Below are 20,404 nucleotides of genomic sequence, written 5' to 3'. Positions count from 1 at the left end.
TACCTATTTAGCGATCTTTTACTATTGGAAGATTTTCTCGGCGCCATGTATCAATACCACCGTTAAGATTGTAAACTTTCTTGAAGCCATTTTTACGTAAAACTGCACCAGCATGACCTGCACGCAAGCCAGGCTGGAATATCACAACAATAGGTTTATCCTGGAACTTCTCCAGTTCATGCCAGCGCTCCTTTATGTCCTCGACAGAAATATGCTTAGCATTTGGAGGATGACCTTCAGCATATTCACGATCATTCCTCACATCGAGTATTACCGCATTTTCGTAATTAATAAACCTGATTGCTTTCTGAACATCTATTTCTTTAGCAGAATTGCGTGAAAGCATTGGCCATAACAACATACCGCCACTCATAACAGCAGCAATAATAAAAAAAACATTTTCCTGTAAAAAGGTTGATTCCATATAAGTAAATGCCTGTTCCAATTCTCTGAGTTTTATTAACCTTTTATTTTAGCAAAGTATTCACAAATCTCCATCTCTAGAAAACAAGAAAGAAAGAGAGAATAATGAAAAAATAGCGTCATAGGTTATCATGAAGGAATAGATAACCCACAGCGTGCCTTACACAATTCAGCTGCAACCTTTTATTAAAAAACTTAATTAAATTGAGCGCTGCTTAAGCAGAAATGCACTTTTTTTATCGCCCAACTACAAAAAAACAACGAAGATCACTGCAATATGCTGCGTTCTTTGTCAAAATATAATAAAATTCTAATGTCTCAACCACTTTTACAAACTCCGATTTTATCAACTATTAGCTTCTTCTTTTGAAGGTCAACATGAAAAAACTCGTTCTCCTGCGGCATGGAGAAAGCACTTGGAATAAAGAAAATCGTTTTACCGGCTGGACAGACGTAGATTTAACACCAAAAGGACAGGAAGAAGCCAAATCTGCTGGCCAGCTTCTACGAGATAGTGGATTTATCTTTGATGTTGCTTATACCTCAGTATTAAAGCGTGCCATTCGCACACTCTGGATCACGCTTGATCAAATGGATCAGATGTGGGTCCCAACTAACCTTAGCTGGCGACTGAATGAACGGCATTACGGCGCATTACAAGGATTGAACAAAGCAGAAACAGCTGCCCACTATGGCGAAAAACAAGTCTTGCTATGGCGACGTGGCTACGATATTCAACCTCCAGCCCTTACAATGGATGATAAGCGCTACCCGGGTTTTGATGTTCGCTATAGCAATATGTCGAAGCAGGATATTCCTCTGACTGAGAGCCTCCAAGATACCACCACTCGATTTTTACCCTACTGGATCCAAACGATTGCGCCACAAGTCAGCGCAGGACAACAGGCAATTATCGTAGCGCATGGTAATTCCCTGCGCGCACTCATTAAATATCTAGATAATATTTCAGATCAGGATATTCTTAACTATAACATCCCTACTGGCATTCCTCTGGTATATGAGCTCGGCGATAACTTAAAACCTTTACGCAATTACTATCTCGGCAACTTAGCTGAAATTGAAAAAGCCATGTCAGATGTAGCAAACCAGGCCAAAGCGAATGCTTAATCTGACCTGTCCGCAAAAACGCGCGCCCATAAACCTTGTGCATGATATATCTGAAATAAATCATGTATTCCCATGGAAATGATACACTGCGCAAAATCATAACGTTTTTTTTAGCTCTCTTTTTTTTAGCTCTTATATGTGCTGGCCAGCTTTATGCCAATCCTCCAGCCAGTAAAGACTTAAAACAGTTACAAAAGCGCATTAAAGCGTTACAGAAAGAGCTGGCAAGCAAGGAAACATCTAAAACTGAAGCAGCAGATACCTTACGCGAATCAGAACGCGCTATTAGCAAAACCAATCGAATATTAGTCACGCTTGCTCAACAATTGATCGACGCCAATATGAGTCTTGCTCAATTATCGGAGCAATCTAAACAAACTCAAAGTGAAATTAAAATGCAGCAAGAGCAGCTTGGTAAGATGCTTTACTATCAATACATAAAAGGGCAGCAAGATTACATGCAGTTACTGCTCAAACAGCAGGATCCCAATCAAATAGCTCGCAATCTTCATTATTATGGATATCTCAAGCGAGCACGCTCCGAAAATATCAATACCTTACGTACCCAGCTTGAACAATTAGACCTATTAACTCGCGAGAGCCACACAAAAAGAGAAGAAATTGTAAAAATTCAATCTGAGCAAACTAAAAAAAAACAACAACTTGAACAAGAAAAGATGAAGCGCGAAGAAATTCTTGCAAATCTTTCTGAAGAAATTATCCAGCAACAGCGGGAAATTACCAAGCTTAAAAGCGATGAGCAGCGGCTGTCTAAGCTCGTAGAAGAAATCAATAGACTGCTTAGTCAAAAAAAACCTACACCCAAAAAGCATGCCCCCCAAAAATCTCCCCCCCCTGCCACAGATAAATTTACTCAACCATTACATCATAACAACTTGCTTCCGGATTCTTCTGCAAGCGGACGTTCATTTGAATCACTCAAAGGCCAACTGCGATTACCAGTACGAGGGGAACTTGTCAACCGTTTTGACAGTCCACGGCAGGAGGGAGGAATTAAATGGAAAGGATTATTTATTCGCTCTCAAAACGGTAATGAAGTAAAGGCAATAGCAAGCGGACAAGTTGTATTTGCCGATTGGTTGCGTGGATTTGGGAACCTTATGATTTTAGATCATGGCAACAATTATATGAGTCTTTATGGCTACAATGAAGCCATCTACAAACGTGTTGGCGATCGAGTTCGAAGTGGCGATACGATAGCGACTGTAGGAAACAGCGGTGGTCATCGTGAATCAGGTTTATACTTTGAATTGCGACACCAGGGTAAACCATTTGACCCATTAATTTGGATGATAATAGAATGAAATTTATGGTAAAAATAGTAAAGTTGATAGGCGCGGAGAATACGTGATGCATAATTTTATTAAAAAACTTAGTTTAATCCTCTCTGGAGTTGCTGCCGGAGTGATGATCAGTCTCAACTTTTCCGCTGTTGCTGATAAAGCACTCAAAGCGGAATTGCCTCCTCTCCCAATCGAAGAGTTACGAGCTTTTACCCAGGTGTTTGGTCGTATTAAAAGCGATTATGTTGAACCGGTTGATGATAAGAAACTTATTACTGAAGCCATCAACGGCATGCTGGTTGGCTTGGATCCACACTCTGCCTATTTGGATAGCGAAGAATATAAAGAATTGCAAATCGGCACACAAGGCGAATTTGGTGGGCTCGGTATCCAAGTGACCATGGAAGATGGGTTGGTTAAAGTCATTTCACCTATTGAGGACACACCAGCATTTCGAGCGGGTATCAAAACAGGTGATTTGATTATCAAACTAGATGATACCGCAGTGAAAGGTATGACCCTTAATGAGGCCATCAAGCTCATGCGAGGTAAACCTAACACTTCGATTACACTGACTATCGCTCGGGAAGGCGAAGGCGAGCCACTGGAATTTACATTAACGCGTGCTATTATCAAAATCGAAAGTGTCAAAGCCAAATTAGTTGAACCTGGTTATGGCTATTTGCGCGTCACGCAGTTCCAGGAACAGACAGGTGAAAATTTGGCCCAGGCAATTGAAAAGCTATTTAAAGAAAGTAAAACTCCGATGAAAGGGCTGGTACTTGATTTAAGAAACGACCCCGGCGGATTACTCAACAGTGCTGTAGCAGTGTCAGCAGCGTTTCTTCCCGCTAATGCACTCATTGTTTATACAGAGGGGCGTACAAATGATGCAAAAATGCGGCTCCTGGCTAATCCTGAATATTATCTGCGTGGACCAGGTAAAGATTTTATAGCAGGATTACCATCGGAAATTAAAACAGTCCCCATGGTTACACTTGTCAACGGGGGCTCAGCTTCCGCCTCTGAAATTGTTGCAGGTGCGCTACAGGATCACAAGCGCTCCATCGTGATGGGCACCCAAACATTTGGCAAAGGCTCAGTGCAAACTATTCTTCCACTTGGCAACAATACTGCGATCAAGTTGACTACAGCCCGCTACTACACACCTAACGGCCAGTCCATTCAGGCCAAGGGCATCACACCGGATATTATCGATGAAACGGATGACGCCTCCCGGCAATTGCGTGAATCAGATCTTAGCCGGCATCTGCGTAGTAACAAAGTGGATGAAGTCTTAAAAATTGATGCTGTAGACTCACAAAAAGCTAATGAATCGGATGAGAAGCCTAAAAGCAAAAAATCTAGCTCCAAGAAAAAAACTCCTATAGAGTTTGGTTCTAATGATGATGTGCTGCTTACCAAAGCAATTAAGCATCTGAAAGGAATGGATGCCGATGCAAAAAGAAAATCTACAAAAACAGCGAAAAAAAGTAGCTGATTTCTAAGTGCTAAGTAATGCAATAGCTGAAAAGTGAGGCGGAAGGATTGTGAATGACAGTCAGCTATTGCGTTATAGTCGCCATATTTTGCTGCCCCAAATTGATGTAAGGGGACAAGAAAAGCTAACGCAATCATGCATACTGATCGTTGGGGCGGGGGGACTCGGTTCCCCCGCCGCGCTTTATCTGGCTGCCAGTGGTATCGGAAAAATTGTTATCTGTGACAAAGATAACGTCGACTTAACTAATTTGCAAAGGCAAATTATCCATAATACTGACGCGATTGGCGAACCTAAAACGACCTCTGCTCGAAGAACGCTTAATCATATCAATCCAGAAGTCGAAATTATGACTTTGCAAGAACCAGCAACAGAAGAAATGCTGGTGCATCTGCTTTCTTCCGCTGATGCCGTGGTTGATGCGAGCGATAATTTTGCCACTCGTCATGCCATCAACCAAGCTTGTATTATTCAGAAAAAACCTCTGATCTCAGGGGCCGTGATGGGCTTTGATGGCCAGGTCTCTGTATTTGATCTGCGTACTGCCGACAATCCCTGTTACCATTGTCTTTTTCCTCTTTCTGGTGAAGATAATGATCCCAACTGTGCTGTGATGGGAGTATTTGCACCTTTAGCCGGGATCATCGGTTGTACTCAAGCAGCGGAAACAATCAAAGTTTTGCTGGGCATTGGCGAAACACTCAACGGACGTTTACTTTTACTCGATGGGCTGACAATGAAATGGCGAACCATCAATTTAAAAAAAGATCCTGCCTGCGAAGCTTGTAGTTCCAAGTTCCAGCTCAGCAAATAAGAGCAACGACGGTGGATAAACTCTAGCTTACTGTGTATGCTACTATCTTACTCATCCATTAAGTTTGTTCATTAAGTTTCAAACTGCAGCGCTGCCAATCGTGCATAAAGCTCACTGGTTGCCATCAATTCTGCGTGCGTACCGAGTGCTTCTACACGCCCATGATTAAGTACTGCGATCCTATCCGCTGATTTGACTGTACTCAAGCGATGCGCAATCGCTATCGTAGTACGATGTGCCATCAACTGAGATAGCGCTTGCTTGACCCAATATTCACTTTCTGCATCCAATGCACTGGTCGCTTCATCCAGCAACAAAATCGCTGCATTAGCTAAAATGGCGCGAGCGATCGCAATCCGCTGTTTCTGCCCACCTGACAATCCTAAACCTGCGTCACCCAGATGCGTTTGATAGCCTTTTGGCAAGTTAACGATAAACTCATGTGCGTAGGCTGCTTTGGCAGCCATTTCTACTTCTGCATCCGTTGCATCCTGGCGGGCATAACGAAGATTATCGCTGATGGTGCCATAAAATAAGATGGGATTTTGTGACACTAATCCAAAACTTGCTCGTAACGCTGTTATTTCCATCTGCCGGATATCGATCCCTTCCAGCTTGATGCAACCAGATTGCGGATCATAGAAACGTAATAGCAAATCCAGCAAGGTCGATTTTCCGGCACCTGATGGCCCGACCAGCGCCAGCATCTCGCCGGGTTTAATAGTCAATGACAATTTATTGAGGGCAAGCACATCAGGACGCGAGGGATAAGCAAAACACAATTGCTCTATTTCGATATGACCCGATACGTTCAGCAAGGATTTGGGATGGGCAGGCGATACGATCTGACTGGGAGCAGATAATAACTCGACAGTACGCTCAGCGGCACCCGCAGCACGTTGCAGTTCTCCCAGAACCTCTGAAATCGAACCCACCGCAGAACCTACGATAACACTGTAAAAAACAAATGCTGCCAATTCACCTCCACTAATCTGCCCTGCAATCACATCCATACCTCCCACCCAAAGGACCAGACCTACTGCGCCAAACACCAGGATAATCACCGCGGTGATTAACCATGCGCGTTGAATGGTTCGTTGCTTGGCTATGGCAAAAGCATCTTCCACATGCCGATGAAAATTGATCTTATCGATCGCCTGATGGTTGTAAGCTTGCACAGTTTTTATCTGCCCTAGTATCTCGCCGATATAAGCACCTACTGCTGCTACCTTGTCCTGGCTCTGACGGGACAGACGCCGTACCCTGCGCCCAAACACCAGAATAGGCGCTACCACCAACGGCACGCTGACCAACACCAGTGCTGTCAACTTGGCATTGGTTATAAATAGCCAGACCACCCCTCCCAGCAGCATTACCAGATTACGCAAAGCAACTGAAACAGATGAACCAACCACGGTTTGCAGTAATGTCATATCTGCAGTCAAGCGTGATTGAATTTCAAGACTGCGGTTATTTTCAAAAAAACCAGGGTGCAGATGGATTAAATGATCGAATACTTTGCAGCGGATATCCGCTACCACACGCTCGCCCAGCCAGGTCACCCAGTAAAAGCGCGTAAAGGTACCTACCGCCAGCGCGATAATCAACAATATGAAAATAAGCATATACTGCGTCAGCAGCTCAACTGATTGGGTAGCCAGGCCACGATCGATCAGCAGGCGAATGCCCTGCCCGATTGAAAGCATGATCGTTGCAGTAAACAACAGCGCTACCAGGCTGAAAGCAACCTGCCTTTTATAGGGCGCAACGAAGGCCACTACCATTCTGGTCTTCTGCCAGCGATCATGGCCTATACGCAACAAATTAATCATTTGAGGTAATCGGTATAACAAAAATATAGGTTTATTGGTTTTTGGATAGCACAAATAAGATCATTCTGACGAAAACTCTGAATCAATTTAATTTGTTGTATAACATATCAGCTACCAACTTTAGTTAATTAATCATTATCCGGAATCATAGAAGTATATGTTTCATTCCATACTCGCCATTTGCATCGGTGCATCGTTAGGCGCTCTCCTGCGGTGGCTCCTTGGAAGCACGCTCAACACACTATTTCCAGCCATTCCGCCAGGAACGCTCATCGCCAATCTCATTGGCAGCTATTTAATAGGTATAGCAATTTCCCTATTTGCCAATCACCCTGAGCTTGCCCCCCAGTGGCGTTTATTTATTATTACTGGCTTCCTTGGTGGACTCACGACTTTCTCTACCTTCTCGGCAGAAGTTATCACACTCATTCAACAGGAACGAATACTCTTAGCAGCCGGTGCTATCAGTCTACATGTGATAGGATCATTGTTGATGACAATGCTCGGGTTAGTAACAATTTCGCTCTTAAGGAGCGCCTAAATTCAAGGAAGAAAGACTATGCATGGTTATCAATTGACTTTTTTTACCCAACAAGCCCGTCAACATGATGGCTTACCCTTGGGTGAATGGTTATTACAAGAATCGCGCAGACTCGGTATCCGAGGTGCCACATTAATTGCTGCAACCCAAGGTTACGGTCATGATGGCAAACTACATGCAGCACATTTTTTCGAGCTGAGTGATCAGCCCATCGAAGTAACGATGGCGCTGAGTGAAGCTGAGGCCAAACACATATTTAACCGACTACACGAAGAAGGAATCAATATCTTCTTCATCAAAACACCAATAGAATATGGTATGAGCGAAGAACACTGAACAGCTCATTCTCACTCTGGTGTGACAACTCCACCTGGAAGTAAGCTATTGTGGAGGCATTTCATAATCTGCCGTAAGCAGCTCCAACAGATGTCCATTTGGATCACGGAAATAAACTCCGCGCCCTCCATAATTGTGGTTGATCGTCATATTCTCTGCGTCAGTAGGACCACTGCCATATTTAAGCTTCTCTGCCTGCAAGCGCGCAAAGATTTCGCCAAACTCCTGCTCGGAAACTTTAAATGCATAATGGTGCGATTCAAATTTTTCCTTGTTATCAAAATCCAAGCATAGCGTATCGTTCACCCGCACCACAATAAAGTGGGAGAATTTACCCAAATATTCAAAACCAAATAATCTGCAATAAAGCTCTGCAGACGCTTGCTTATCAATGCACGGCACAATCGTATGATTAAGGGTAATAGTCATAATTCGCTCCTTTTGCAAGAGATTTAGCCTACAAATCTTCAAGATCGGAAATTCTATTTTAGAATACCACCAATTTTGAATGAACAGCGAAAGAAGCCGTTATTGCTTTGACAATAATGTTCAATAAATGCTTTTCTTTAAAAAATTAAAACTCTCTGGACGCTAGAGCCTGTTGACGTTTTAATATAAGTGTTTCATAGATAGAAACAAACTCGTCATATTGGGGTTCCCCTACCACCAACAAAACGAGTTTGCGATGCCCCGAATGAGGCTCAATGATGAGTACTGGTCGAAGCTGGAGAAGATTCTGCTTCAAGAATCGATTGATAACAAGCGCAATCTGCGCATGACGGTAGAAGGCATACTGTATCGAATGCGGGTTGGCTGTCTATGGCGCGGTCTGCCCCAGGTGTTCGGCTGCTGGAATTTTATCTATAAATGATTCAATGCAGGGTCATTGAGCAGGAAATGGCTCAATATTTTCAAAGCATTGGCTGTTGATCCGGATTAGGAATGGAGATTTATGGATGGCAGTTATGTTAAAGCGCATCAACATAGTGCGGGAGCAGCGAGTCAAGCATCGCAGGCTCTCAGGAAAAGCCGTGCAGGCAATACCACCAAGATCCATTTAGCGGTCGATGGTTATGGCTTGCCAGTTGAGTTTGAAATCACCGGTGGAGAAGTCAATGACTGTTTTGCCGCACCTGATTTGATTGCCAGGTTGCCTGACGCAAAAGCAATAGTTGCAGACAAGGGCTATGACAGCGAATGGTTACGGGAACAGATAACGAAGAAGGTCGCTCGGGCTGTGATACCGGGAAAGCGCAACTCACTGAAGAGTAGTGCAGATATGGATTGGGGTTTAATCAATACCGGCATTGGCTGGAGAATGCTATTGCCCGGCTAAAGCATATCGGGCAATAGCAACACGATACGAAAACTGAAGCGAAATTACGAGAGTAGGGTAGCCATAGCGTGTGGATAGCTGTGGCTACCTATATGAAATGTCAACAGACCCTAGGAACAAATGCTAGAAATTCACTTCTCTGCTCTCCTACGCGATCTATATTTATGGTAAAAAGTTTTTTTGTTCCAGGAAACTTGCCTCAAACCTGTTTTCATGACTAACTAACGGATCATCCCAGTAAAACCTTTACCGCTCACGGTGAACTCATCAATCTGCCAAGCAATTGACATTGGCCTTGGACGAGCTCAGATTGAACGGCATTTTTTCTTAATGTTATGTTGGAACAGTTTACTAGAGATGACTTTTTATCAGAGGATGGATGATGAGTGAGCAAAAGAAAGAAATCACTGTCTATTACGACGGTTCCTGCCCAGCTTGTATCAAGGACCGGGAAAACTATGAAAAACTGGCAGGAAAAGAGGGGGAAGCTATCTGCTGGTTCGATATCACCGGGCAGGACGATCATTTGCGCAAAATCGGGATTGATCCGCGCAAAGCCTTGAGTGAGCTGCATGTGCGCGATAAGAATCAACGGGTCGTTTCTGAACTGGATGCCTATATTCTGCTGATGTCGCGCGTGCCGTTACTCAAACCGCTCGCCTGGTTGATCGGCCTGCCCGTGGTTCGCCCCTGGCTGTCCTCGCTCTATCACCGCATGGTCCAGCGCCGCTTAGAAAAAACAGGACGGCTGTAGATGGACGAAAAATTACATTTCCAAGGTAAAGACGGTACCCAACTCACCTACTGCCGATGGACGCCGACGCAAAACTTGCAAAGTCATCCCCCTGTCACACCACTCGTGTTGCTGCATGGTGCTGCGAGCAACTCCACTCGCTGGTGGTATTTCACCCAGCACAGCCGCCTGGCTGCTGATCATTTGTTGTTGCGCCCGGATTTGCGCGGACATGGCGAATCAATGTGGCGCGGGCCAGCACGACTCGAGGATTGGAGCCAGGATATCGCTACCCTTCTACAGCATGAACATCAGCCGCGTGCCATTTTCGTCGGTCATTGCCTCGGCGCTAATATTGCCCTCAACTTTGCCGCGCGCTATCCCAACATGTGTGCTGGCCTGGTACTGATTGAACCCATGGCGCGTCAAGCACTCACCGGCATTCTGGCTCGACTGCGGCCATTCATACCACTGCTGCGCGTCTCTGTGTCACTGATTAAACTACTCAATCGACTTGGTCTCTATCGACGCCAACTCGGCACATTAGATCTGCAGGTACTGGATCGCCGCGTACATCAAGCAAGCCCAGCCGAGCTGCAAACCATGCTGGCAGAATATGGCAGCCCCAAGCATGATCTCAAAGTCATCCCGACAGCGCAGTACATCAATAACCTGAGTGAGATTATGCGCCCCTTGCCCATTGCTGAGGTGCGCTGCCCTGCCCTCGTCATCCAGTCAAGTGGACGCAGTATCACCGACCCTGAACACACCCAAAACCTACTGCACAGTTTGCCACAAGTAGAATTTGCTACAGTCGACTCCGAACACTGGTTACCGGCCCTCCATCCTGATGAGCTATGCGAGCTGATTGATAACTGGGCGTTGAAACAACACAGATGAATATTCACCTTGAATACAACTCGCTTGACTGATGCGCTTGCCGGTGCTCAAATCGGCACTCTCGAATGGACATAATCATGCAGTAACCCTTATGAATCTTGAAGAACAGCAATTCCTCAACGAACTCGATAAACGCCTATGGACCATGGCCAACAAGCTGCTGCCGATGCTCGATGCCGCGGTGTACAAGCATGTGGTGCTCGGCCTCATTTTCCTCAAATACGTGTCAGATGCGTTCAAGGAACGTCGTGCTGAGCTTGAGCTTGCCTTCCGCGACCCGAACCATGATTATTACCTGGGCGATGACAGCGCCGAGCTGATCGAACAGGAACTCGAAGCGCGTGACTATTACACCGAAAAGAACGTATTCTGGGTGCCGGCGCTGGCGCGCTGGGATTTCCTGCAAGCCCATGCCAAGGTTGCGGTCGGCACCGTGCTGCAGGTCAAGAACGGCAAGACTACCGACTACAAATTCAACGGCATCGGCCGCCTGCTCGACGATGCGCTCGAAGCGGTGGAAAAGGAAAACCCCAAACTTAAAGGTGTGCTGGAAAAGACTACGCGCGCAAGCAGATCGACGCCGCACTGCCTGGCCTGATCGATCTCATCGCTGAAATTCCGTTCAAGCACGGCACGCTCAAGGCCAAAGACATCCTGGGCCATGTGTATGAATACTTCCTCGGCGAATTCGCCATGGCTGAGGGCAAAAAGGGCGGGCAGTATTATACGCCCAAGAGCATTGTCACCCTCATCGTCGAAATGCTGGAGCCCTACCAGGGCCGCGTGTACGACCCCTGCTGCGGCTCCGGCGGCTTCTTTGTGCAATCGGAAAAATTCGTCGAAGAGCATGGCGGCCGCATCGGCCAGATCTCCGTCTACGGCCAGGAATCCAACCCCACCACCTGGCGCCTGGCCTCAATGAACATGGCCATCCGCGGCATGGACTTCGACTTCGGCAAAGAACCCGCCAGCACCTACACCCGCGACCAGCACCCCGACCTGCGCGCCGACTTCATCATGGCCAACCCACCGTTCAACATGAAAGAGTGGAACGCCGGCGTGAAAGACGACGACCCGCGCTGGCACTACGGCATCCCACCCGCGAGCAATGCCAATTTCGCCTGGATGCAGCACATGATCCACCACCTGGCGCCACACGGCAGTATGGCGCTATTGCTCGCCAATGGCTCCATGAGCAGCAACACCAACAACGAGGGCGGCATCCGCAAAGCACTAATTGAGGCTGACCTGATCGAATGCATGGTCGCGTTACCCGGCCAGCTGTTCACCAACACCCAAATCCCCGCCTGCATCTGGTTCCTCACCAAGCACAAACAAAGTGGCCGTCATGCCCGCGAAAGCGGGAATCCAGAGCTCAGAAACCGCAAAGGCGAAACCCTGTTCATCGACGCGCGCAACCTCGGCTATATGAAAGACCGCGTGCTCCGCGACTTCGCGCCGGAAGACATCCGCAAGATCGCTGACACCTTCCACGCCTGGAAGCAATCCGTTCGCCCTGAGCCTGTCGAAGGGCAACTCATTTATCAAGACATCCCCGGCTTCTGCAAAGCCGCCATGCTCACAGACATCAAAAAGCACGACTACGTACTCACCCCCGGCCACTACGTCGGCGCGGCCGAACAGGAAACCGACGGCGAACCGTTCGAGGACATAATGGCGCGACTCACCGCGCAGTTAAACGAGCAATTCAGAGAAAGCGCGCGGCTAGAGGCCGTGATACGCGAGAATTTGGCGAGGTTGGGTTATGGCAGGTAATTGGCGGCACACCACGCTTGGCGAGTTCGTAAGCCTTCAGCGAGGGCATGATCTGACCGAGATAGAGCGTAAACCTGGGACGATTCCTGTAATGGGTTCAGCTGGACAGAATGGTTTTCACGACATCGCGCTGGCCAAGGGCCCTGGAATCGTAATTGGGCGAAGTGGCGCTTCTTTTGGTCAGGTGCATTACTGTCCGGTTAATTACTGGCCACATAACACGGCTTTGTACGTCACCGATTTTCACGGTAATGATCCGAAATTTGCTTATTACTTTCTGAAGAGTATCAGCTTCGCCAGGTACAATTCCGGTAGTGCTCAACCTTCGCTGAATCGCAACTTTATTTACCCAATAGAGGTGAATGTTCCGCCGCTTGAAGAACAACACGCCATCGCCCACATCCTCGGCAAACTCGACGACAAAATCGAACTGAACCGACGCATGAGCGAAACGCTGGAGGCCATCGCACGAGCGATCTTCAAATCCTGGTTTGTCGACTTCGACCCCGTCCGCGCCAAAGCCAGCGGCGAACCGTCCGAAACCATCTGCCACCGCCTTGGACTCACTCCCGACCTCCTCGCCCTCTTCCCCGACCGACTCGTCGACTCCGAACTCGGCGAGATTCCGGAGGGGTGGTTTGTGTGGGCTGTGAGGGATGTTGGAAACATCGTATGTGGAAAGACTCCACCGACGAAGAATCCAGCTTATTACGGAAATGACATTCCATTCATTACCATCCCGGATATGCATGGAAACGTCTTTGCCACAATGACCCAGAGAAAGCTCTCACATAAAGGAGCAGTATCGCAGACGAAGAAGACATTACCGGCTGGTTCAATTTGTGTGAGTTGTATAGCAACGCCGGGGCTGGTGGTTATTACAACAGAAGATTCTCAGACGAATCAGCAAATCAATTCGGTTGTCCCGGAGCACCTGGGTGAAACGTACTACTGGTTCTGGACTCTCCGAGATCTCGGCGACGAAATCCGAGCAGGTGGCAGCGGTGGTTCAGTATTGACAAACCTTAGTACAGGCCGCTTCTCAGAAATGCGTGTTTTAGCTGCTACAGCAGACTTACGTTGTTCTTACCAGGAATTATTGGCTCCGCTTTTCGAAGTGATTCTTTCTAATACCAACCAGACGAGAACACTTGCCTCCCTGCGCGACACCCTTCTCCCCAAACTCCTCTCCGGCGAACTGCGCGTACCAGAAACCGTAGGTTGGGCTGACGAAGGAAGCCCAACACCAGCATCACCACAGAACTGATCAGATGCATTATCGGCGTGCAAGAACAGCGGGAGGAACCTACTTTTTCACGGTAAATCTCGCAGACCGGCGTTCTGATATCTTGGTACGGCATATTGATGCTTTTCGCACGGCGGTGAATGCGGTGAAAACCCGTCATCCATTCGCCATCGTGGCGATGGTGGTGCTGCCCGAACACCTGCACGCAATCTGGCGCTTGCCGGAGAGCAACGCGGATTATCCGTTGCGCTGGTCGCTGATCAAAGCTGGATTTTCACGGCGGCTGGCAGTCGGCGAAGTGGTCAGCGTTAGTCGGCAAGCCAAGCGAGAACGCGGCATTTGGCAACGGCGCTATTGGGAACATCAAATCCGGGATGAAGCCGATTTAGAGCGACATGTAGATTACATTCATTACCATCCGGTCAAGCATGGTTGGGCAGCGCGCGCGGTGGATTGGCCTTATTCAACTTTGCATGGGTATATCGAGCGGGGCATGGCAACGGCAAATTGGGGTGGTGAAATGATGAACAATGGTGTGGATGACTATGGTGAGCGGTGATGTGTTGGGCATGTTGGGCTTCCTTCGTCAGCCCAACCTACTGCTCCTGCTTCAGAACGCTACGCCCGTTACATGCCGTTCTGGGCCTGATGTTTATTTAGGTACTCATATAGCACCACAGGCATAAATTACATAGCTTATTGTATAACAATATATTTTTCATTTAGTTGCAAATCTTGTATGGGTATATCATGACCGAAGACGACCTCGAACAGCTTGCTCTCACCTGGTTCCAAGACTCTGGCTGGGAGTACCGCTTTGGTCCAGACATCGCCCCGGACGGCGACACGCCTGAGCGTGCCGATTACCGCCAGGTATTGTTGCCAAGGCGTTTGTTTGATGCGCTGCACCGGTTGAATCCAGCTGTGCCCGATGCGGTGCTGGAAGAGGGGTTGCATCGTGTTGCCAAATTGCGCGAACCCTCGCTGATCCAAGTAACCGCAGCTTTCACGAGACGCTGCTCGACGGGCTGCCAGTAGAAATCGAAAACAACGGCGAGAAACGCGGCGACCGCGTGCAGTTGATCGATTTCGAGCAACCGCACAACAACCACTTTTTGGTAGTGAATCAGTACGCGGTGCAAGGCATCAGGCAGCCACGTCGTCCGGATCTGATGTGCTTCATCAACGGCTTGCCGATTGCGGTCATCGAACTCAAGAACCCGGCGGCCGAGCAGGCGGATATCTGGGCAGCTTTCAATCAGCTTGAAACTTATAAGGCTGAGATCGCCGACTTGTTCATGTTCAACGAGGCGCTGGTGATCTCCGATGGTCTGCATGCCAGGGTGGGCTCGCTCACCGCCGACCGCGAGCGCTTCCTGCCGTGGCGCACGCTGCGCAACGAAAACGACCGGCCACTGCTGGAGTTTGAGCTGGAGAAAGTGGTGCGCGGTTTCTTCGCGCCAGAGTTGCTGCTGGATTATCTGCGTTATTTCATTCTCTATGAGCAGACCGATGACGGACTGATCAAGAAAATCGCAGGATATCACCAATTTCATGCCGTGCGCGAGGCAGTACGCGTCACGGTAATTGCCGCTACACAGCCACAGTCTGAGCAAAGCACGGCGCAACAGGAACGTGCTACCTATGGCAAACAAGTGGTGCCCGGCTCGCGCAAGGGTGGCATCGTCTGGCACACCCAGGGCTCGGGCAAGAGCATTTCCATGGTGTGCTTTACCGGCAAGCTGATGCAGCAAGCGGAGATGCAGAACCCGACCATTGTCGTGGTTACCGACCGCAGTGATCTGGATGGGCAGTTATATCAGACCTTTATCGGGGCGCGCTCGCTTCTGAAGGAAGCCCCGCAGCAGGCAGAGAACCGCGAACAGTTGCGTGCATTGCTGGCAGATCGGCCATCCGGCGGCATCATTTTCACTACAGTGCAGAAGTTTTCCCCAGAGAAAGACGAAGACCAATTCCCGTGCCTGACTGAGCGTACCAATATCGTAGTGATTGCCGACGAAGCGCATCGCTCGCAGTATGGCTTTCGCGCAGTGCTCGACAAGAAGTCGGGCAAATACAAATATGGCTTCGCCAAGCATCTGCGTGATGCCCTGCCCTACGCCACCTTTGTCGGTTTTACCGGCACGCCGGTGGAAACGGACGATAAAGATACCCGTGCGGTGTTCGGCGACTATGTCAGCATCTATGACATTCAGGATGCGGTCGATGACGGTGCTACGGTGCCGATCTACTATGAAAGCCGCCTGGCCAGGCTGGATATCAATCAGGCCGAGATTGAGCAACTCAGCAACCAGGTTGAGGAAATCTTTGAGGATGAAGAAAACATCGCGCTGCGCGAGGCAGCCAAAACCAAGTGGGCCGCACTGGAAAAGCTCGTGGGTGCGGAGCCGCGTATCAAGCAAGTGGCAGCGGATATCGTGCAGCACTTTGACGCACGCAATGAGGCTGTAGCAGGCAAAGGCATGATCGTGACCATGAGCCGTGAGATTTGCGTTCACCTCTATAACGCCATCGTCGCGCTGCGGCCGCAATGGGACAGCCTTGATCCCACCCAAGGAACCATCAAGATAATCATGACCGGCTCGGCAGCAGATACCGAGCTGATGCAGCCTCACATCTACAGCGCCGCGACCAAGAAGCAATTGGAAAAGCGTTTCAAACATCCCAAAGATCCGCTGAAGCTGGTGATCGTGCGTGATATGTGGCTGACCGGCTTTGATGTGCCCTGCCTGCACACCATGTATGTGGACAAGCCGATGCGCGACCACAACCTGATGCAGGCCATCGCCCGCGTAAACCGTGTATTCCGCGACAAGGAAGGCGGACTGGTGGTGGACTATATCGGCATCGCCGCTGAGCTGCGCCGTGCATTGAAAATCTATACTGACAGCCGTGGCAAGGGCCAGCCCACCCTTGATACCGCGGAAGCGCTGGCCAAACTCAAGGAGCTGATGGAGGTAGCGCGTAACCTGCTGCATGGCTTCGACTATGCCGCCTATCGCACTCAGGCGGCAACCTTGCTACTGCCCGCTGCCAATTTTGTGCTGGGACTGGAAGATGGCAAAGAGCGCTGGGCTGATGTGGTACTAGCAATTACCAAGGCTTTCTCTCTGTGCGGCACACTGGATGACGCCATCACGCTACGGGAAGAGATCGCCTTCTTCCAGGCTATCAAGAGCGTGATCGCCAAAGCCACCGAAACCGATAAGAAATTGTCGGAGGATCGCAAGCACGCAATACTCAGGCAGATTCTGGACAATGCGGTGGTGGCCGAAGGCGTGGAGGACGTCTTCAAGCTGGCGGGACTGGAACGGCCAGATATAGGTATCCTGTCCGATGGCTTTCTGGAAGAAGTCCGCAATTTGCCACAGCGCAACTTTGCAGTGGAGCTGCTGCAGAAACTGCTCAATGATGAGGTCAAATCCCGCAGCAGAACCAACGTGGTCTTGGAGAAGAAATTCAGCGATCGCCTGCAGGAGGCGTTAAATCGTTACCGCAACCGTGCCATTGAAAGTGCCCAGGTAATTGAAGAGCTCATTCAGATGGCCAAGGAATTCCGCGAAGCGGCCAAGCGCGGCGAGTATCTGGGGCTGAATGAATCCGAGCTCGCGTTCTATGACGCCTTAGCCGACAACGAAAGCGCGGTACGTGAGCTGGGTGACGACATCCTCAAAAAAATCGCGCATGAACTGACCGAGAAGCTGCGCCGCAGCACCACGGTTGACTGGCAGAAACGCGAAAGCGTCCGTGCACGGCTGCGTAATCTGGTGCGCATCACCTTACGCCGCTATAAATATCCACCCGATCGACAGGAAGAAGCGATCAGGCTAGTTCTGGAACAGGCCGAACGGTTGTCTCTCCAATGGACGAAACAGGCATAATCAAGTAACCATCGGTTGGCACGTGAACCACAGCCAGAGCCGGTGCCGCGATGGCAATATCAATGAAATCTTGTGCCTCACACTCACAAATCGCATCTATCTCCCTGCTTCGCAGGGTTGACGCAGCATTTTTCTGACTGCATCGGCATGCACTTCTTCTGCCACAATCTGACTGCGCGCATATTCCTCCACCACTACCGATTTGCCCTGAGCCAGTTCCAACAGTTGATAATAGAGATTCAGCGACTTATCTTCATGAGCAAGGGATTCCTGCAAGATATCGCCGACCGGAACTGAACAGGCTAGACTAGTATCGTGCTCGTGTGTCTCCAGCAAAGGCCCGATGGCGAGCGAGGGATGTCCTCCCAATAGGGTGACGAGCTCACCCGCCTTGCGCGCATGCAGCAATCCTTCTTCAGCTTGTTTGTTCAACCACTCCACGATAGGTATACGGTTATAGCCGTATACCATCAAGGCGTAGTGCGTATAACGTACCACACCGGCCAGCTCGAGTTCCATGATTTGATTCAATAAGGCGACAGCTTTATCTTTATCTAAGCTCATGTGTTCCTCCTCTCAGCTCTGAAGTATAAGTAACGATATTTCGTTAAAAAAGCTTTAACAAAACTTCGCTCTATCCAAACTCATGAGACTGATTATCTGGCTTATGCGTTCCTTTTATATTGCACTTAGATTGCTTATATTATGATCTCTTCCTAATCTATCTATTAAAACACCAGCGTGAAGCAGTCGAATTCGGCCTTACAATTTGTCCCCGTGGCTGCTGAGGTATTCTGCTACTCCTTCAGGACTTGCTTTCATGCCAGGTTGTCCGCTTTTCCAGCCAGCTGGGCAAACTTCACCATGCTCTTCATGGAAGCGTAAAGCGTCAACCATGCGCAGCATCTCATCAACATCGCGCCCGAGTGGCAGATCATTGACGACCTGATGCCGTACAATACCTTGTCGATCGATCAGGAAAGAGCCACGTAGCGCCACATGATTGGGATGGGCGACCCCGTAGGCATTCATGACTTCGCCGCCTAAATCAGCCACCAGGGTAATATCAATCGGACCCAGCCCACCTTTGGTGATAGGGGTGTTACGCCAGGCGTAATGCGTGAAGTGGGAATCGACTGACACACCAATTACTTCTACATTACGCTGCTGAAAATCTTTCGCGCGATGGGAATGTGCAATGATTTCCGAGGGACAGACAAAAGTAAAGTCCAGCGGATAGAAAAACAGCACGGCGTATTTGTTACGGATATGCGTATGAAAATTAAAATTCTCATCAAAGCTGCCATCAGGTAAGACAGCAGGTTTAGTAAAATCGGGTGCAGGACATGTGACGAGTACAGACATAATATTTCCTTTTAAGTTAAGTAAAGTAAATTAGTTCGGTAACAATTGACTTGTACGAAGTCAACGTTATGATTGAAGCTTTTCTCTTCTTATTTTGCTTAGAATCATATACTAGATACCCTGGACGCAAAAGTAAACAGGGGGATTTTTTGAAGAGCATGATGCGGTAGAAACATCATCTGAGCAGCATACGAAAAAAGGAGAGAATGATGAGTGATTCGATGCAGCTGGATACTGTCATTATCGGAGGAGGGATTACCGGCCTTTACGCGTGTTATCAATTATATAAGCAGAAAGGTCCTGGGCATAGAATAGCCCTCTTCGAAAAATCTGAGCGATTTGGTGGACGCATCGAGACCGTCGATATGGATGGGTTCCTGGCAGAATTTGGTTCCATGCGCTTTGAGAAAAAAGGTCAACCGCTTCTTATGCGCCTTATCCAGGAATTAAAACTGGCAACCTGTTATTTTCCACCCTATACCCCAGCCACTAATCTGGAAGCACTCTTTGATCTGGAAAAAGATGAAGGCCGTATTTCTCATGGACACCCATTTAATGCGCTTGAGCTTTTAAGTCTGGGCATATTGCGGGTTCTTGGACAAAGTGGTGGTGATTTAAATAATCCGCGAGATACACGGCACTGGGAATGGTGGGCTGGCCTGGATGAAGCCTTCTATCACCGCGTCAGAAATGAGCTTACTTTTAATGGAATTTCGCTTTACCAAACCGGCTTCTGGAACGTATTAAGTGAGGTGTTGAGCCACAATGCCCTTAAGAAAATTATTGAATATGGTACATTTTACCATTTTATCCATCAAAATCCCTCTGCCGCAGAGTGGATCAATTTCTGGCTCAGAGGATTGCATCCTGAAGATGAGCTGGTTGGTATTAAGCAGGGAACCGAAGCACTGGTCATTGAGTTAGTAAAATTATTCTCTTCGCCTCAATACCCTTCGATTCAGCTTTACATGAATTATTGTTTGACTGCCATTCATCAAGATGAAAACAATCATCTTAGATTGACTCTGGAAACGCACCATCACGAAAGCATCACTGTGCGGACTCGCCACCTCGTGCTGGCGATTCCGCAGAGTTCTTTAAAAAAACTCTTACCCTTTTTTCCCGATGCTATTGGGCGCATCATTAACGGGGTTATCCCTAGGGTCTGTTGACATTTCACATAGGTAGCCACAGATATCCACACGCTATGGCTACCATACTTTCATAATTTCGCTTCAGCTTGTCGTATCGTGTCGCTATTGCCCGG

Annotated in this window: 20 protein-coding genes and 2 pseudogenes; 16 read left to right on the top strand and 6 right to left on the bottom strand. The window is 48.4% G+C overall.

What is annotated here, in order from left to right:
* Positions 1-7: 7 nt before the first annotated feature.
* Entirely contained in the window at positions 8-424 is a 417-nt protein-coding gene (locus tag BM283_RS08805) for a rhodanese-like domain-containing protein (RefSeq protein WP_090692146.1), read from the bottom strand.
* A 377-nt stretch (positions 425-801) separates the two neighbouring features.
* Between BM283_RS08805 and gpmA the strand changes: the two genes are divergently transcribed.
* The 4 genes from gpmA to BM283_RS08785 all read left to right on the top strand — a co-directional run bounded on the left by gpmA (position 802) and on the right by BM283_RS08785 (position 5,170).
* On the top strand, positions 802-1,551 hold the full coding sequence (gene gpmA / locus BM283_RS08800; RefSeq protein ID WP_090692143.1) for a 2,3-diphosphoglycerate-dependent phosphoglycerate mutase: 750 nt from the start codon (positions 802-804) through the stop codon (positions 1,549-1,551).
* 62 nt (positions 1,552-1,613) lie between these two features.
* Positions 1,614-2,876 (top strand): murein hydrolase activator EnvC family protein, encoded by a 1,263-nt coding sequence (locus tag BM283_RS08795; RefSeq protein WP_090692141.1) that lies wholly within the window; start codon positions 1,614-1,616, stop codon positions 2,874-2,876.
* Between the two features lie 46 nt (positions 2,877-2,922).
* Positions 2,923-4,356, top strand: coding sequence for a S41 family peptidase (locus BM283_RS08790; RefSeq protein WP_090692137.1), 1,434 nt, complete (start codon positions 2,923-2,925; stop codon positions 4,354-4,356).
* Positions 4,357-4,405: 49 nt separating this feature from the next.
* Positions 4,406-5,170 carry a HesA/MoeB/ThiF family protein gene (locus BM283_RS08785; RefSeq protein WP_090692135.1) on the top strand — a complete coding sequence of 255 codons (765 nt, stop codon included), beginning with the start codon at positions 4,406-4,408 and terminating at the stop codon, positions 5,168-5,170.
* A 71-nt stretch (positions 5,171-5,241) separates the two neighbouring features.
* On the opposite strand, the gene BM283_RS08780 is transcribed toward BM283_RS08785, so the two are convergent.
* Positions 5,242-6,954, bottom strand: coding sequence for an ABC transporter transmembrane domain-containing protein (locus tag BM283_RS08780; RefSeq protein ID WP_254776296.1), 1,713 nt, complete (start codon positions 6,952-6,954; stop codon positions 5,242-5,244).
* A gap of 205 nt (positions 6,955-7,159) precedes the next feature.
* Here BM283_RS08780 and crcB point away from each other — a divergent pair, with 205 nt between their 5' ends.
* Both crcB and BM283_RS08770 read left to right on the top strand, forming a co-directional pair.
* Positions 7,160-7,543 carry a fluoride efflux transporter CrcB gene (crcB, locus tag BM283_RS08775; protein WP_090692131.1) on the top strand — a complete coding sequence of 128 codons (384 nt, stop codon included), beginning with the start codon at positions 7,160-7,162 and terminating at the stop codon, positions 7,541-7,543.
* Positions 7,544-7,561: 18 nt separating this feature from the next.
* A complete protein-coding gene (locus BM283_RS08770) occupies positions 7,562-7,879 on the top strand; it encodes a DUF190 domain-containing protein (protein ID WP_090692128.1) in 318 nt (105 codons plus the stop codon).
* Positions 7,880-7,924: 45 nt separating this feature from the next.
* Here BM283_RS08770 and BM283_RS08765 read toward each other — a convergent pair whose 3' ends face one another.
* Positions 7,925-8,308, bottom strand: coding sequence for a VOC family protein (locus BM283_RS08765; protein ID WP_090692126.1), 384 nt, complete (start codon positions 8,306-8,308; stop codon positions 7,925-7,927).
* Between the two features lie 256 nt (positions 8,309-8,564).
* On the opposite strand from BM283_RS08765, the pseudogene BM283_RS08760 reads away from it, so the two are divergent.
* From BM283_RS08760 to BM283_RS08730, 9 genes and pseudogenes are all read left to right on the top strand, one after another.
* Positions 8,565-9,293, top strand: a pseudogene (locus tag BM283_RS08760) (IS5 family transposase).
* Positions 9,294-9,597: 304 nt separating this feature from the next.
* The gene (locus tag BM283_RS08755) at positions 9,598-9,969 is read left to right on the top strand and encodes a thiol-disulfide oxidoreductase DCC family protein (protein ID WP_090692216.1); all 372 of its coding nucleotides are present in this window, start codon (positions 9,598-9,600) and stop codon (positions 9,967-9,969) included.
* Positions 9,970-10,848 carry an alpha/beta fold hydrolase gene (locus BM283_RS08750; protein ID WP_090692125.1) on the top strand — a complete coding sequence of 293 codons (879 nt, stop codon included), beginning with the start codon at positions 9,970-9,972 and terminating at the stop codon, positions 10,846-10,848. It abuts the gene before it with no gap.
* Positions 10,849-10,939: 91 nt separating this feature from the next.
* Positions 10,940-11,446 carry a type I restriction-modification system subunit M N-terminal domain-containing protein gene (locus BM283_RS19955; RefSeq protein WP_254776295.1) on the top strand — a complete coding sequence of 169 codons (507 nt, stop codon included), beginning with the start codon at positions 10,940-10,942 and terminating at the stop codon, positions 11,444-11,446.
* A 95-nt stretch (positions 11,447-11,541) separates the two neighbouring features.
* Complete coding sequence (locus tag BM283_RS19950) at positions 11,542-12,624, top strand: N-6 DNA methylase (protein ID WP_254776294.1); 1,083 nt, start codon at positions 11,542-11,544, stop codon at positions 12,622-12,624.
* Positions 12,614-13,891 carry a restriction endonuclease subunit S gene (locus BM283_RS08740; RefSeq protein ID WP_090692123.1) on the top strand — a complete coding sequence of 426 codons (1,278 nt, stop codon included), beginning with the start codon at positions 12,614-12,616 and terminating at the stop codon, positions 13,889-13,891. Before BM283_RS19950 ends, BM283_RS08740 begins: the two co-directional genes overlap by 11 nt.
* 4 nt (positions 13,892-13,895) lie before the next feature.
* Complete coding sequence (locus tag BM283_RS08735; protein ID WP_090692121.1) at positions 13,896-14,429, top strand: REP-associated tyrosine transposase; 534 nt, start codon at positions 13,896-13,898, stop codon at positions 14,427-14,429.
* A gap of 191 nt (positions 14,430-14,620) precedes the next feature.
* Positions 14,621-14,908 carry a type I restriction endonuclease gene (locus BM283_RS19945; RefSeq protein ID WP_254776293.1) on the top strand — a complete coding sequence of 96 codons (288 nt, stop codon included), beginning with the start codon at positions 14,621-14,623 and terminating at the stop codon, positions 14,906-14,908.
* Positions 14,839-17,772: a type I restriction endonuclease subunit R gene (locus BM283_RS08730; protein ID WP_368086419.1), complete on the top strand. Its 2,934-nt coding sequence runs from the start codon at positions 14,839-14,841 to the stop codon at positions 17,770-17,772. Before BM283_RS19945 ends, BM283_RS08730 begins: the two co-directional genes overlap by 70 nt.
* Positions 17,773-17,868: 96 nt before the next feature.
* Here BM283_RS08730 and BM283_RS08725 read toward each other — a convergent pair whose 3' ends face one another.
* On the bottom strand, positions 17,869-18,336 hold the full coding sequence (locus tag BM283_RS08725; RefSeq protein ID WP_090692119.1) for a ferritin-like domain-containing protein: 468 nt from the start codon (positions 18,334-18,336) through the stop codon (positions 17,869-17,871).
* A 198-nt stretch (positions 18,337-18,534) separates the two neighbouring features.
* Entirely contained in the window at positions 18,535-19,137 is a 603-nt protein-coding gene (locus BM283_RS08720) for a peroxiredoxin (RefSeq protein ID WP_090692116.1), read from the bottom strand.
* Between the two features lie 209 nt (positions 19,138-19,346).
* Here BM283_RS08720 and BM283_RS08715 point away from each other — a divergent pair, with 209 nt between their 5' ends.
* Positions 19,347-20,309 carry an FAD-dependent oxidoreductase gene (locus tag BM283_RS08715; RefSeq protein ID WP_175492076.1) on the top strand — a complete coding sequence of 321 codons (963 nt, stop codon included), beginning with the start codon at positions 19,347-19,349 and terminating at the stop codon, positions 20,307-20,309.
* A 4-nt stretch (positions 20,310-20,313) separates the two neighbouring features.
* Here BM283_RS08715 and BM283_RS18045 read toward each other — a convergent pair.
* A pseudogene (locus BM283_RS18045) lies at positions 20,314-20,404 on the bottom strand (IS5/IS1182 family transposase); the annotation flags it as partial.

Origin of the sequence: Nitrosomonas sp. Nm34, assembly GCF_900113925.1 — a bacterium.
Classification (GTDB): domain Bacteria; phylum Pseudomonadota; class Gammaproteobacteria; order Burkholderiales; family Nitrosomonadaceae; genus Nitrosomonas.
Note: the sequence above shows the minus strand (reverse complement) of the source record. Positions and strands in the feature narration are given on the sequence as shown.

Coding starts and splice junctions, on each gene's coding strand:
- BM283_RS08735 (WP_090692121.1), top strand. CDS start 13,896: ATGCATTATCGGCGTGCAAGAACAGCGGGAGGAACCTACTTTTTCACG.
- BM283_RS08720 (WP_090692116.1), bottom strand. CDS start 19,137: ATGTCTGTACTCGTCACATGTCCTGCACCCGATTTTACTAAACCTGCT.
- gpmA (WP_090692143.1), top strand. CDS start 802: ATGAAAAAACTCGTTCTCCTGCGGCATGGAGAAAGCACTTGGAATAAA.
- BM283_RS08795 (WP_090692141.1), top strand. CDS start 1,614: ATGTATTCCCATGGAAATGATACACTGCGCAAAATCATAACGTTTTTT.
- BM283_RS08725 (WP_090692119.1), bottom strand. CDS start 18,336: ATGAGCTTAGATAAAGATAAAGCTGTCGCCTTATTGAATCAAATCATG.
- BM283_RS08790 (WP_090692137.1), top strand. CDS start 2,923: ATGCATAATTTTATTAAAAAACTTAGTTTAATCCTCTCTGGAGTTGCT.
- BM283_RS08805 (WP_090692146.1), bottom strand. CDS start 424: ATGGAATCAACCTTTTTACAGGAAAATGTTTTTTTTATTATTGCTGCT.
- BM283_RS19945 (WP_254776293.1), top strand. CDS start 14,621: ATGACCGAAGACGACCTCGAACAGCTTGCTCTCACCTGGTTCCAAGAC.
- BM283_RS19955 (WP_254776295.1), top strand. CDS start 10,940: ATGAATCTTGAAGAACAGCAATTCCTCAACGAACTCGATAAACGCCTA.
- BM283_RS08780 (WP_254776296.1), bottom strand. CDS start 6,954: ATGGTAGTGGCCTTCGTTGCGCCCTATAAAAGGCAGGTTGCTTTCAGC.
- BM283_RS08770 (WP_090692128.1), top strand. CDS start 7,562: ATGCATGGTTATCAATTGACTTTTTTTACCCAACAAGCCCGTCAACAT.
- BM283_RS19950 (WP_254776294.1), top strand. CDS start 11,542: ATGGCTGAGGGCAAAAAGGGCGGGCAGTATTATACGCCCAAGAGCATT.
- BM283_RS08715 (WP_175492076.1), top strand. CDS start 19,347: ATGAGTGATTCGATGCAGCTGGATACTGTCATTATCGGAGGAGGGATT.
- BM283_RS08750 (WP_090692125.1), top strand. CDS start 9,970: ATGGACGAAAAATTACATTTCCAAGGTAAAGACGGTACCCAACTCACC.
- BM283_RS08765 (WP_090692126.1), bottom strand. CDS start 8,308: ATGACTATTACCCTTAATCATACGATTGTGCCGTGCATTGATAAGCAA.
- crcB (WP_090692131.1), top strand. CDS start 7,160: ATGTTTCATTCCATACTCGCCATTTGCATCGGTGCATCGTTAGGCGCT.
- BM283_RS08740 (WP_090692123.1), top strand. CDS start 12,614: ATGGCAGGTAATTGGCGGCACACCACGCTTGGCGAGTTCGTAAGCCTT.
- BM283_RS08755 (WP_090692216.1), top strand. CDS start 9,598: ATGAGTGAGCAAAAGAAAGAAATCACTGTCTATTACGACGGTTCCTGC.